The organism is Proteus sp. fly-1013 (genome assembly GCF_040140245.1).
Taxonomy (GTDB): Bacteria; Pseudomonadota; Gammaproteobacteria; order Enterobacterales; family Enterobacteriaceae; genus Proteus; species Proteus mirabilis_B.
Map to the genome: position 1 here is coordinate 369667 of NZ_JBEEWD010000002.1, position 14608 is coordinate 384274.

Annotated in this window: 8 protein-coding genes; 5 read left to right on the top strand and 3 right to left on the bottom strand. The window is 36.9% G+C overall.

What is annotated here, in order from left to right; all coding sequences use genetic code 11:
- Nucleotides 1–292 precede the first annotated feature (292 nt).
- Both exbD and exbB read right to left on the bottom strand, forming a co-directional pair.
- Complete coding sequence (gene exbD, locus ABN236_RS05590; RefSeq protein ID WP_006535192.1) at nucleotides 293–721, bottom strand: TonB system transport protein ExbD; 429 nt, start codon at nucleotides 719–721, stop codon at nucleotides 293–295.
- 6 nt (nucleotides 722–727) lie between these two features.
- Complete coding sequence (gene exbB, locus ABN236_RS05595) at nucleotides 728–1747, bottom strand: tonB-system energizer ExbB (protein WP_349473542.1); 1020 nt, start codon at nucleotides 1745–1747, stop codon at nucleotides 728–730.
- A 329-nt stretch (nucleotides 1748–2076) separates the two neighbouring features.
- Here exbB and metC point away from each other — a divergent pair, with 329 nt between their 5' ends.
- Entirely contained in the window at nucleotides 2077–3267 is a 1191-nt protein-coding gene (metC, locus tag ABN236_RS05600; protein ID WP_349473543.1) for a cystathionine beta-lyase, read from the top strand.
- Between the two features lie 125 nt (nucleotides 3268–3392).
- The gene (locus ABN236_RS05605) at nucleotides 3393–4061 is read left to right on the top strand and encodes a DedA family protein (protein ID WP_349473544.1); all 669 of its coding nucleotides are present in this window, start codon (nucleotides 3393–3395) and stop codon (nucleotides 4059–4061) included.
- 168 nt (nucleotides 4062–4229) lie between these two features.
- On the opposite strand, the gene ABN236_RS05610 is transcribed toward ABN236_RS05605, so the two are convergent.
- Nucleotides 4230–5012, bottom strand: coding sequence for a class I SAM-dependent methyltransferase (locus ABN236_RS05610; RefSeq protein WP_349473545.1), 783 nt, complete (start codon nucleotides 5010–5012; stop codon nucleotides 4230–4232).
- 179 nt (nucleotides 5013–5191) lie between these two features.
- Here ABN236_RS05610 and ABN236_RS05615 point away from each other — a divergent pair, with 179 nt between their 5' ends.
- From ABN236_RS05615 to ABN236_RS05625, 3 genes are all read left to right on the top strand, one after another.
- The gene (locus ABN236_RS05615; protein ID WP_349473546.1) at nucleotides 5192–6349 is read left to right on the top strand and encodes an iron-containing alcohol dehydrogenase; all 1158 of its coding nucleotides are present in this window, start codon (nucleotides 5192–5194) and stop codon (nucleotides 6347–6349) included.
- A 27-nt stretch (nucleotides 6350–6376) separates the two neighbouring features.
- The gene (dkgA, locus tag ABN236_RS05620; protein ID WP_349473547.1) at nucleotides 6377–7207 is read left to right on the top strand and encodes a 2,5-didehydrogluconate reductase DkgA; all 831 of its coding nucleotides are present in this window, start codon (nucleotides 6377–6379) and stop codon (nucleotides 7205–7207) included.
- A 216-nt stretch (nucleotides 7208–7423) separates the two neighbouring features.
- Nucleotides 7424–14542 (top strand): Ig-like domain-containing protein, encoded by a 7119-nt coding sequence (locus tag ABN236_RS05625; protein ID WP_349473548.1) that lies wholly within the window; start codon nucleotides 7424–7426, stop codon nucleotides 14540–14542.
- Nucleotides 14543–14608 lie beyond the last annotated feature (66 nt).

The window sequence follows — 14608 nt, forward strand, 5'->3', positions numbered from 1 at the left end:
TAATGATATCTACTTAGCATTAATTGATTCAGCCAACTATTACTCAATAAACTTAGTTAATTGTTTATTCTGTAACTTAATCTATCTATTATTAATATTATTTAATACTAAAGTTAAATTTTATTCTAACTCAATTTTATTAATAATATCGATAAACACTAAAAATGGTAAAAATATAAACTTTGTTTCTTCTATACAATAAAAAAGCACTTTATTCATCATTTCACAACGACAAATAAAGTGCTTTTAAAATAGCGTAATAATACTTAGATAAATAGCTTATTTACTAAGTTTAACCGCCTGTAGAGACAGTTTCCATTCCCACGAGCCCAACTTTGAGATAACCCGCTTTTCTTAGCGAATCCATTGCTGCCATTAACGTTTCATAATCAACCGTTTTATCAGCTTGGAAAAAGATGGTTGTCTCTTTGTTTGCTTGTGTCATGGTATCTAACACATTCGCCATCGTTTCATGTGTGACCATCTCTTCACCAATGAAAATTTGTTTATCCGACTTAATTGTTAAATAAACAGGCTTCTCAGGGCGAGGTTGTGGTTTTGCACTTGAAGCGGGTAAATTTACTTTTATATCAACAGTAGCTAAAGGTGCCGCCACCATAAAGATAATGAGCAGAACCAACATGACATCAATAAAAGGCGTCACATTGATATCATGCAATTCATTATCATCACCTGAATCATCACCAAGACGCATTGCCATAATTCATTACCTTGCTTTGCTGTTTTCGATATCTAAATCACGGCTGACTAATGTCACCACACCTGTTGCGATATCACCAATTTCACCACGATAACCCGCTATCATACGAGCAAAAATGTTATAGATAATAACCGCTGGAATTGCCGCAATCAGGCCAATCGCGGTTGCTAATAGCGCTTCTGCAATACCTGGTGCAACAACAGCAAGGTTTGTCGTTTGAGAATGAGCAATACCGATAAAGCTATTCATGATCCCCCAAACCGTACCGAAAAGGCCGATAAAAGGAGAAATTGCACCAATGGTGGCTAAGTAACCATTACCGCGACCTAATTCACGGATAATTGCTGCAACGCGACGTTCCATTCGCATTTCAACACGCTCTTTAATACCTGAAGCCACTTTACTTTCTTGAGAGTAAGTGCGCTCTAATTCTGCATCATTAAAGAAATCAGCGGTTGCACTTTTATTACCAAATTTTTTGCTAATCGCTAACGCATCGTTGAGTGATTTAGCTTCAACTAACTGAGCTGTCTCATTTCTTAGGCGACGACGCAGTGAAATTAAGTAGCTTCCTTTCGCGAAAAATAGTGCCCAAGTGACAATAGAGGCTAACAGTAAGCCAATCATGACACTCTTAACGACTAAATCTGCATTACGGTACATACCCATTACAGATAAATCTTCAGCAAATCCGCCACCAGCAACCATTTCAGGTTGTACTTCTGATGATGTATTTTCTGTCGCTAAAGGCGCATTTTCTGAATTCTCAGCTGTTGTTGCAGGTGTATTTTCACCTTCAGGTTTAGCAGTTTCAGTGCCGGCTGCTTTCACTTCATTACCTGTTTCCGTGGTAGAAGTAGCAGTTGCTGGTGTGACTATTGTCGGTGTAGCAGTTCCCTGTGTAGAAGCTGTTGAAGAAACGGCAGCAGTAGTTGGCTGTTCAGTTGGTGAGGCAGGAGTCGTATCCGCAAAAGCAGAGCCTGTCAGACCGATTGCCAATAGAATAGAAGCTGTCAAATTACGCATCAGTTGGCCTTTTACTCTCTTTTTTATCTATTTATTTATTCAGTAATGACATCGTTACGCCACTACTTACCCAAAATCGTTCGCTTACAATCATCCTGTTTGCCATCAGGAAAGAGAAAACGCTCAAATGATATCAAACATGAAGCATTTTGATAGTAATTATCATTACTATTTGGCTATTTTTTTTTCATTTGTCGATTTTTAAGACAAATTATCGTTATTTCACGTAACGTGAAATTTTATCAACTACCCTGCAAGCCTTTTGTACTTATCCAAAAAATGAATTAACTTGAGGTAAACACACCATCAATTAAAAGAAGGTATTAAGGATGACGCTAAAAAAACAAGAAACCTCACTCCTCCTTTCTGGTCGAGCTAAAAAATATTCCCAAGGCGCAGTAAATCCAATTATACAACGAACATCATCCGTTATTTTTGATTCTGTTGCACAAAAACGTGAAGCAACGAAAAAGCGGGCAGAAGGTACACTTTTTTATGGACGTCGAGGCACAACCACTCATTTTGCCTTACAAGAAGCGTTAACTGAATTAGAGCAAGGTGCAGGCTGCGCACTATTTCCTTCAGGTGCAGCGGCGATTACGCAATCTATACTCGCATTTGTTGAGCAAGGTTCTCATATTCTCGTGACAGGCTCTGCCTACGATCCGACTCAAAATTTTTGTGATCAGATCTTACGTAAATTCTCAGTCACAACGACCTACTTTGATCCTTTAATTGGCAAAGAGATCAGCCAATTGCTACGTCCTGAAACAAAAATTGTTTTTCTTGAATCTCCGGGATCAATCACGATGGAAATTCAAGATCTACAAGGAATAGTCAATTCAGTTCGCCAATATAACCCTGAAATCATTATTATGATTGATAACACTTGGGCGGCAGGATTACTGCTTAAACCACTAACATTGGGTATCGATATTTCAATCCAATCCGCCACAAAATATATTAATGGTCACTCTGATGGCATGTTAGGTTTTGCAGTGGCGAATAAACGTTGTTGGGAGCAATTACGAGAGAATACCTATTTATTAGGTCAATGTGTTGATCCTGATACTGCTTATATGACAGCAAGAGGATTAAGAACACTGCCGGTTAGGATGAAACAACACGAACAAAGTGCATTAGAAGTCGCTCGCTGGTTAAAACAACACCCTTTAGTTGATAATGTTTATCACCCTGCATTAGCTTCTTGTCTGGGACATGAATATTTTCAACGTGATTTCTCGGGTAGCAACGGCTTATTCTCTTTTAGTCTAAAGAAAATCTTAACACCTGAAGAATTTGCGCATTTCTTAGATAACTTCTCATTATTTAAGATGGCATTTTCATGGGGAGGATTTGAATCTTTAATTTTAGGTTATCAACCCAATGATATTAAAGCGATGCGCCAATATGAAACTCAGCCAACATTTGCTGGAACACTATTTCGCATTCATATTGGATTAGAAAATGTAGATGACCTTATTGAAGATCTAGAGCAGGCCTTTTTACGTATTTCTTAATAAAGAATGAATTTTTTATTAAAAAAAATCTATCCCTGTGGTTCCACAGGGATTAAATCAAACTGTTCTCTTTATTTTGCGTTAGAATAGCGAACATAAAGTCCTTTTTTAATGCGAGTTCGCTAATGGGTACATTAAAAGAGATAATTCACGCACTTATGCAACACGATTATATGGTGTTAGCTAATCCTAATGTGCTGTGGGTTATCTATATTGTTCTTTTTGTTATTATTATGCTGGAAAACGGGGTATTGCCCGCCGCATTTTTGCCAGGAGATACACTGCTTATTCTTTGCGGTGCCTTAATTGCAAAAGGTGTTTTACACTTTTTCCCGACTATCATTATATTAGGCACTGCCGCTAGTATTGGGAGTTGGCTCGGCTTTTTACAAGGCCGTTGGCTAAGTGATACAAAAGTAGTTAAACGTTGGATGGCTCAATTACCAGAGCAATATCACCATAAGGCAAATGATCTCTTCCATCGCCAAGGTTTATATGCACTATTACTGGGTCGTTTTATTGGATTCGTGCGTACATTATTGCCTACCTTGGCAGGTTTATCTGAATTAAAGCAACGTCGCTTTCAAATATTTAACTGGTTAAGTGGCTTCTTATGGGTAGGGATTATTGTTTCTTTAGGCTATGTACTAAACCTTATTCCATTTGTACAAAAGCATGAAATACTTGTCATGAATATCTTGATGACATTACCCGTATTGCTTTTAAGTGCAGGCTTAATTGGCTCGATTGTGATGTATATTCGCCATCGTAAAAATAGCGCCAGCAGTAAGTAATTAAAAAAACACGCCATTATTTAGAGCAAGAATAATGGCGTGTTTTATGTATTATTTGATACTGCAATAAAAGTTCAGTTGTTCATTGTCTTATCTCCACATCAATTAATATCTGACTAAAATCCCATTTATATTAATCACAATCATATTCTTCCTGCTCTATTTTTTTTAAAACTTAATGGCTTTTGAAGCAAGAAACGTTGGAATATAACTATCAACTAAGAAACGAGCATGAGGAGCAAAATCTTCAACAAAATCCTGTAATAAAAAACCTGCTGCTAATTGCCCGCCAATAAGATCAGTCAATGAGTGTCCAAAGACCAGTCCATCACCTCTTGCGACTTTTTCTTGCAGAATATCCGAAGGTAATGAGCCTTGGTCGCTATAAGGTAAGCGGTACGTTGGTTTCATTAATCCCTGCGAACGTAATTGCGGATCTCTATCATCAACAAATACAACAGGATTATAAAAGCTCGCCATTAGTACACCGCCTTTTTTCAAAACACGGTAGCACTCTTGCCAAACAGGATTTACATCCGGTACATATAAGTTTGAAATAGGGTGAAAAATAATATCAAAACTTTCATCGGCAAATGCGGTTAAATCCGCCATATCACCCTGTGCTGTTACCAAATCTAGCTGATGCTTTTGTGCCAATTGGCGATCTTTGTCTAATTGACCTTCTGATAAATCAAACACAGTCACAATACCGCCCGCAGCCGCCAAGATAGGCGCTTGTTGCCCACCAGCAGAAGCTAAACAGAGTATTTTTTTGCCTTGAATATCCGCTAACCATTCCTTCTTTACAGGGCTTGGTGTCAAATGTACTTTCCAGTCACCTTGCTTTGCAGCGATAACTTCTTCATCGCTCACAGGCTTAGACCACTTATTTTCCATTGCGGCTTGTTTATCCCAATGCTCTTGGTTTAATGTTAAATAATGACTTTCCATATTACTCCTTATAAATTAACTACAATTGAACTGTTTTACGCATTAAGAGAAATAATTCATATCTTATTTCTATAACCTTCTAGTTATAGTTATGTCAGACTATCTAGTCTAGGCACAATGGAAAACTTTTTCCTGATTAATTGTCATACTTCAGAACATCGAATTAAGGTGGAAACAAAATGCAAAACTTTACTTATTATTCGCCAACTCGCCTTCATTTTGGTCAAGGACAAATAGATAAACTACGTTCTGAAATTGGAAAAAATGAAAGAATTCTACTGACTTATGGCGGCGGTAGTATTAAGCGTAATGGCGTATTAGACCAGATTTATACCGCACTTCCAGGTTATCAAATTCATGAGTTTAGTGGCATTGAACCAAACCCATCTTATGAAACGCTAATGAAAGCAGTTTCTTATGCCAGATATCACGGTATCACGCATTTATTAGCCGTGGGTGGAGGTTCTGTTATTGATGGCACAAAATTTATTGCAGCAGCGATACCTTATCACGGCGAGCCTTGGGAAATTGTAACAAGTCGCGGTAAAGTGGTCGAAAATGCGATACCTTTAAGCTGTGTATTAACACTTCCTGCAACAGGAACAGAAACCAACAGTTTCTCTGTTATCAGCAGAAAACAGACAATGGATAAACAAAGCTTTACCAGCCCTCATGTTTATCCTCATTGTGCTATTTTAGATCCAACAACCACTTATTCTTTACCACCAAGACAAACTGCCAACGGTGTTGTTGACGCTTTTATTCATATATTAGAGCAATATCTCACTTATCCAGTGAATGCTCGTGTACAAGATGAATATGCAGAAGGTCTTTTACGTATTTTGATTGATCAAGGACCAAAAGCGCTGACGTCACCAACAGACTATGATATCCGTGCTAATATAATGTGGACAGCATCACAAGCGCTAAATGGTATTCTTGGTGTTGGTGTTCCTCAAGATTGGGCTACGCATGCATTAGGTCACGAACTCACGGCTTTACACGGACTTGATCATGCGCAAACTCTCGCCATTGTTTTACCTGCATTATTAAATGAAAAACGTCAGGCTAAATACGGCAAGTTAATCCAATATGCACAAAAAGTTTGGGGTATAAACCAAGGTTCTGACGCTTTTAAAATTGAAACTGCGATTAATGAAACTCGAAAATTCTTTGAATTAATGGGACTTAGAACTCGACTGGCTGATTTCAAAATCGGTGAAGAAGATATTCCTGCATTAGTGCGAAAGTTGGAAGAGCATGGACAAATTGCACTCGGTGAGCATCAAGATATCACATTAGAAGTCAGTCAACGTATTTATACAGCGGCACTCTAAGTACTTTTTGCGACTCTGGAGATAGAAATGGATAAACCTAAACTGATCAAATTATCTGATGGAAATGCCATCCCACAACTTGGTCTTGGTGTTTGGAAAGCAGATAATCATCAAGTTGTTAAAGCTATTCATCACGCACTTGATACAGGCTATCGCCTTTTTGATACGGCAGCGATTTATCATAATGAAGAAGGTGTGGGTAAAGCGTTAAAACAGATCACTGTTCCTCGTGATGAACTTTTTATCACAACAAAATTATGGAATAACGATCAAACTCATGCTCGTGGTGCCGTCTTAGAAAGTCTCCAGCGTTTGCAACTTGATTATATTGATCTCTATTTAATGCATTGGCCTGTACCTTCACGAGAGCTTTATGTTGAAGCTTGGAAACAAATGATTATTTTGCAAAAAGAAGGGTTAGTAAAAAGTATTGGTGTTTGTAATTTTAAAGAAGAACATCTGGAGCGCATCATTACAGAAACGGGTGTTACCCCTGTTATTAATCAGATTGAAATTCATCCTTTAATGCAACAAGCGCCATTAAGAGCATGGAACACAACTCATAATATTGTGACTGAATCTTGGAGCCCATTAGCACAAGGTGGAGAAGGCGTCTTTAGTCAACCGATTATTCAGAAACTGGCTGAAAAATACCATAAAACCCCAGCACAAATTGTTTTACGCTGGCATTTAGACAGTGGTCTTGTGGTTATTCCAAAATCAGTTACACCTTCTCGTATTGAAGAAAACTTCCATATTTTTGATTTTAAATTAGAAAAAGAAGAAGTCGCTGAAATTACTGTTCTTGAGCAGAAAAGACGTCTAGGTCCTGATCCTGATATTTTTGTTGATATCTAACTTTTCTGCCTAAATAAAAAGACCAATAGAATAGATTTTCTATTGGTTTTTTATGGCAAATTTATACCTTTCTTTTTTTACCCTCACTTCTATTTTATTTTTTTGATCTCAATTTTTTATATATTTAAAATTTAATTAATTCACGTTCACTTTCTGATATCTAATACACCTATAAATACGAGATTCTCATCATTATTTGTTACGGTGAGTTTAAAAATGACAAAATTTAAAAGTGGACTAACACCTCAACTTTCATCTATTACAAAGAAAGTTGCTTGGTTTAATATCTTTATTCAATTAGCATTTCCCATCTCGGCAACCATTCCTGCCAACGTTTTTGCAAAAGAAAATAGTCAGGAAAAACAAACTATTAACTTAATAGAAAACAAAAACACTTATCAGGTTCAAACTGATGACACGCCAGAATCTATTGCGAAAAAATTTAATATAAAATTATTTAAGCTTATTGAAGCTAATCCTGATTATGTTTCTTTAGTCGGTAAATTAAAAATAAAAGAAGGTATTACGCTTAATATACCTAATGAGCCTTTATCGACAAAGAAATGGCTAAATAACAATCAAGATAGCACTATTCCAACGACAAATGGTCAAGAGCTTGCTCAAATTATTGTCGATAATTCATCTCTATTAAACAATGATACTGATGCAACACAATATGCAATAAGCCAAATATCAAGCAAAGCCAATCAACAAATAGAGCAATGGTTAAATCAGTTTGGTCATGCTCGAGTCTCTCTTTCAACAGATAAAAAATTCACTTTAGAAGGAAGCGCTGCGGATCTTCTTATTCCACTCTATGATAACGAAAAGAATTTAGTTTTTTCTCAAACCAGTTATCACCGTAAAGATTCTCGCAGTCAATTAAACCAAGGCATTGGTTACCGGCATTTTACTGACAAGTTTATGGTTGGCTTTAATGCTTTTTATGACTACGATTTAAGTCGATATCACAGCCGTTTTGGTATTGGTGCTGAAGTATGGCGAGACTATTTTAAATTAAGTGCCAATCACTATCATCGTCTATCTAACTGGCGTACCTCTGACGATGTTATGGATTATAATGAGCGCCCGGCTAATGGTTGGGATATTCGCACTGAGGGCTATCTACCTGCATATCCACAATTAGGCGCAAAGCTTATATTTGAACAATATTACGGGAAAGAAGTCGGCTTATTTGGTAAAGATAATCGCCAAGAAAATCCTCACGCTTATACGGCGGGACTCACTTATACGCCAGTGCCTTTAATTACTTTCGGTGCTGAACGTCGCTTTGGTTTAAATGATAATAGTGATAATAAGTTTGATGTAAATATCCAATATCGACTTGGAGAATCACTCTCCTCACAACTTAATCCAGATAATGTTCGAGCAATGCGCTTAATGTCCGGAAATCGCTACGATTTTGTGAACAGAAATAACGATATCGTTTTAGAGTATAAAAAGAAAACCTTAGTATTTCTCTCAATTACACCGACAATTAATGGCTATGCAAAAGAAGAAAAAGATTTAGGTGTGCAAGTTCGCTCTAAATATCCCGTTAAACAGATTGAATGGTCTGCAAGTCGCTTAATCGCTAATGGAGGTAAGATCCAACATAATAATAATCTTAGCTACTCAATCATTCTTCCTCGTCATATTTCAGGTTCATCTGAAAAAAATAGCTACACAATAAGCGCCATTGCTATTGATGAAAAAGGTAATCGTTCTGATCCAGTACAGAGTAAAATCACCGTCGATCAGTCTGCAATTAATACACAAAATAGCCAATTTACACCGAAAGCAACACAACTGCCTGCTGACAATCATTCTGCACAAAATCTGACTTTATCCATTTTCGATAACGATAAACGTCCCGTTGATATCAATATAAAAGAACTTTCATTAGATGTTCGGTCTGATGCTCCCAACAGTAACAGTCGAGTTTCACATTTCAGTAGAATTGATGCGGGGAAATATCAAGTCACCATTACCGCAGGAAGTACTCCTGAAATCGTGACATTAACGCCAAAGTTCAGAGATAACATCTTTAATCAGGCACAAGTGACTTTTGTTGCTGATACACATTCTGCGATTATTGCTAAAGGTGGATTAACTGTAATTAAAAACCACGCACCCGCTGACGGTAAAAGCCAAAATAAAATTCAAGTTATCGTAACAGACATTAATGCGAATAGAATTCCTAACTATCCTGTTTCTTTTACTGCCGATAATGGTGCAACAATTATTGCTCAAGCGAATACAAATGCTGAAGGTAAAATTATTGTTCCAATCACCAATACCCATATTGGTAAAAGCATCATTAATGTTAGTGTCAAAAATATTACCTATTCAACTAATGTGGATTTTATTGCCGATATTAACTCAGCCAAAATAAATACTTTCACTATTAATCCAAACAGCTCATTTGCCAATGGATCGGATGAAAAGACAATTGCTTTAAATATTGTTGATAAAAATAACAATCCTGTCCCCAATGCCAAAATTCAATTATCTGCAGATAATCAAGCTCAGCTCAAAAAAACTGAGTTACTGACGGACAGTCAAGGTAATGCATCAACCACCATGACCAGCAAAATATCAGGCACAGTTACTGTAATCGCACAGGTCAATAATATAGCGACACAGAAAACAACGCAGTTTATTGCCGATCTATCCAACGGTAAAATTATTTCAGTGACACCATCAGCACCACCTTATATTGCTGATGGCAAAACAACCGTAACATTTACCGCTGTCGTTGAAGATAAAAATCACAATATATTGCCGAATGCAAAAGTCATTTGGTCAACTAATCGCGATCAACATGTTGTTTCTATTAATGAAGTTTCAACAACAGATAACCAAGGTATTGCTGAAACGACAGTGACTAGTACTCAAGCCTTTGATGTTATTGTCACAGCTAGACTCAGTAATGAATCATTAGATGCGTTACCCATTACTTTTATTGCCAATAACCAACAAGGTTTAATTACTTTAACTACCAATAAAACCGAATTAATTGCAGATAATAAAGAACAAGCAATACTTACAGCTGTGGTGAAAGATAAATTTGGTAATAAATTACCTAACGTTCCCGTTGAATGGCAATCAAACGCCTCAAGCACACTCGATCAACAAAAAAGCATGACTGATAATCAAGGAATAACAACCAATCAAATTCGAACCAAAAAAGCAGGTGCGACAGAAATTATTGCCACACTTGCAAACAAAGAAAAAGCACAAGTTACACTAACCGCTATTGCCAACCCGAATAGCGCCAATATTGTCTTAACCACTGTAAATAACAAAATAGAAGCGGTTGCAGACAATAACGATACGATTACCTTAAAGGCGCATGTTACGGATGCTGAAAATAATCCATTACTAAAACAATCTGTATTCTGGAATTCAACCCATAATGTGTTGAGTGAGAATATGGTGAAAACCGATGATAATGGTAATGTGCAAGTTGTGATAAAAGGGACAGAGGCACAACCGACAACCGTCACAGCAACACTGGAAAATAACCAAAGTAGCACACAAAATCTTCGCTTTATTGCTGGTCAAGTTACTGCATCACAAAGTACATTTTCGATTGAACCCCAATCTATCGTGGCAAACGGCAGTTCATTCGCAACAGGGACAATCACTCTAAAAGATAAATTTGGTAACTTAGTTCCGAAACAAGATAAATTTATTACCCTCTCCGGTGGCGCCACCATCAAATTTAGTGCTATCAAAGAGATCGATACTGGTATTTATCAAACAACCATTAATGGTAAACAAGAAGGTATTAGTCTTATTCGTGCTCAATATGCTAATGCAGGTAATACCTTTGATTTAACTCAACCTCTTGGTTTTATTGCTGATAAACAAAATGCCATCATTGACGCAGTTAATGTTATCGCACCTTTTGATGTCACCGCAAATGGCACGGATACCGTGGTCATTCGTGCAAAAATCATTGATAAACAGGGTAATCCAAGCATGGAAGGCATTGCTGTGGGTTGGTTAACCTCACTAGGTAAACTTTCATCACCTATCAGTAAAACCAATAAAAATGGGGTAGCAGAAATTACCTTAAGCAGTACACAATCAGGTATTGCGCAGGTTACCGCGATGCTCGATAGCCAACAATCGCTTGATGCTGACCATCTGATTAACTTTAACACTGATGTGATTTCTGCCGATAAGTCTCAGCTATCACTTACCCCTAACACCATTATTTCTGAAACGGGGCGTTCTCAAATTACTTTAACGCTAAAAGATAAATACGATAATTTATTAACAGGGTTAAAGGACAAAATCAGCGTTAACTACAGTACTGATTTAACCGCAACCACAACGGCATTTAATGAAATTTCAACTGGGGTTTACCAAGCTCAAATTAGTGCATTAAAAGCAGGTCAAACAACAATCAATGCCAAAATAAATTCAGTGACACTGACACAAACTGCACTATTGACGGTTCTACCTAATAGCCAGACAGCCAAAGTTGACAGGTTTGTGATCAGTAATACACAACCTCATGCCGGTGATACCATTACTTATCACGCTTATATTAGTGATAAGAATGATAATCCTGTTAACAGTGGCGTAAGTGTCACATGGACGACAGATAAAGATAGCTTACTTGCTAAACCACTGACATTTACAGACAACAAAGGTATTACTGAAGTTGAACTAACACGTAATCCTGCGGGTATTGCTAAAGTTAATGCCATATTAATTTCAGGTAGTTATCCTGCTCCCGATGTCAATTTTGTGGCTGATGATGTTGATGAAAATAGTTCAGAAATCAACTTAATACCGACAACAATTATCGCTAATGGCATAGATAAAGCATTACTCACTTTAACGATTAAAGATAAAGGCGGTAACATTCTGCCAGATCAGCAAGTTGAAGGGATCTATGATAACCCAACTATTCAATTTAGCCCTGCTAAACAAGTCTCTCCGGGCTATTATGAAATTGAAGCAACGGGCACTAAATCAGGTACGGCACAATTAAGTGTTAAAGTTAATGGTGTTGATTTCAAAAAACAAAAAACCTTACAACTGCGTGCAGATGCAACAACGTGGAAAATAAAATCTGTCGATGTTGATAGAACAAGCATGATTGCTGGCGATAAAGGTGTTAATTATCAAGCAACCATTGTTGATGCTAATGACAATATATTGCCTAACGTTATTGTGTCATGGAAGTTACAAGGTTTAGCTGATGACTATGACTTTAGTACCTATACAGATAATAATGGTATCGCAAGAACTAAAGTCACCAGCACTGTTGCGGGTATATTGAAAATGAGTGCTTACCTTGATTTAAATAATCATAAGCCTATTCAAGATGTAACCGTAACCCCTGCTGATATTGATGCCAACAAATCAACTTTTAGTAGCAATCGCCAATCAATCGGTGGCGATAATAAAGATAGCGCCCTACTGACTGTGAACCTAATGGATAAATACAGTAATACTATTGATGGTAAAACTGTTTCAATTAAAACCACCAGTGGTACACCTAATTTTAGTGATAATCCACTGAACTCAGTAGGAAATGGTAAATATCAAACCAACCTTACTTCAAATATTAAAACCGATATTATTTTAACCGCTGAAGCAGAAGGAATAACCATTGCGCAACCATTAACTATTAAAGTGACTATCCCAAAACCTGATATTATTTTTGACAAACAAATTCAGCAAGAAACCTATGCTTCAGCACCTATCAATGCACTAGGTTATACGGGGCTGCCAAATAATATTAACGTGATGTGGTCTAGCTCCGATCCGACAATTGCCTCTATAGATACAACTAGCGGTAGTATTTCGATGAAAAAAGCGGGGACTGCTATTATCACACTACAAACTTCTGGTAATGATCAATATCAACCAGCTCAAAGTAGTTATCCTTTAGTTATTGAAAAAGCAGCACCTATTTTACAATTAGCTTCATCGGGTACGATTAAATCTGTATGGAATGATGGGGTAACACATAACGTTAACGCTACTTTTGGTAATACAGACGTAAAGAATATTCCTTTATATTATGTCAGTGATGATCAACGCATAGCAACGATTGATACACAAGGTGCTATTGCTGAAGTCAAACCGGGTAAAACCAAGATACACATAAAAAGTGATGCGACTGATCAATTTCTAGCCGATGCGGTAACTGTTGATTATGAGCAAGATAAAGGAATACTCCAAATCACTTTTGCACAAAATAATATTATTTTATCGGAAACAGACACTAATATTGATGTACAACAACCAACAACACCATTACCTAAAGAGGCACAAGGTATCTGGTCAGCCAAAGATCCTAATATTGTAGCGATAAAGGAAAGTGGCGTTATTGTCAAAGTAAGTCCAGGTACAACAGATGTCTTTTTAACATCAAAAGAAAATGATTACTTTCACCAATCTCAGGGTTCTTATTCCGTAGATGTCAGAAAAGTACCTCATGTCACTATTCAGCATGTAACACGAAGAGTAGATAATGTAAAAGATGCTCAAATCACACCTAATGTAAATATACCAATAAATTGGACGCCTGTTTATGAAGAAGATACGTTGAGCTTTTCTTGGTTACCACCTAATACAGCTGTAAGTTCTTATGATGTCAATCTTGAACTATGGGATGGTGATCAAAAAACCAATCAAGCCTTTGCTTATGATCAAGCTAAACTCCTTACTGGGCAAGCAATCAAAACTGACTTTAAGATTGATAGAAATTTATTTAAAAGCTCTCAACTTAAAATCAAAGTCATTGTATTTGATCTTTTCGATAAGGATCCAAACACAAATACGGGTAGGCAATATGCGGTTTATTATCCATTAGATATAAAAATGATTAACCCTATGTATATGGATTTAAAATTAGAGGGTTCTATTTCATTTATTACTACTCGTGATGCGAGTGTATCGAGGCACTCATGTAGGGTAACACAATTGGATGATATGGTTCATGTTATTGCAAGACCAAAATTCACATTAGGAAAATACTCAAAAACTTTTCTAACTCCAATAACCGTTTCTCACAAACTTATTGATATACAGGGTTCTTCTTCTCGTGACTCTGTCGATTACAAAGATGAAGACACTTACAATTCGACAGTTGATGACAAAGTTTTCCAATCTAATAGCGCATCAATGGCAATAAAAGAAAACTGTTGGGGAAGTGGTGGAGGTGCTTCAGCGCATCATGGTAATGCCACATTAATCACTTATGTCACCATTGAGGGTAAAACGTATGAATTTAAACAACATGTTAACTGGGATGGTGATGGTAGTGCATCACAAAATAATATAACTAAAATTAGCCAACTTTAGTTAGAGGCATTCAATTAACCATAAAGAGCCCATCTGGGCTCTTTATTAATTTAAAGCTATTCTTCT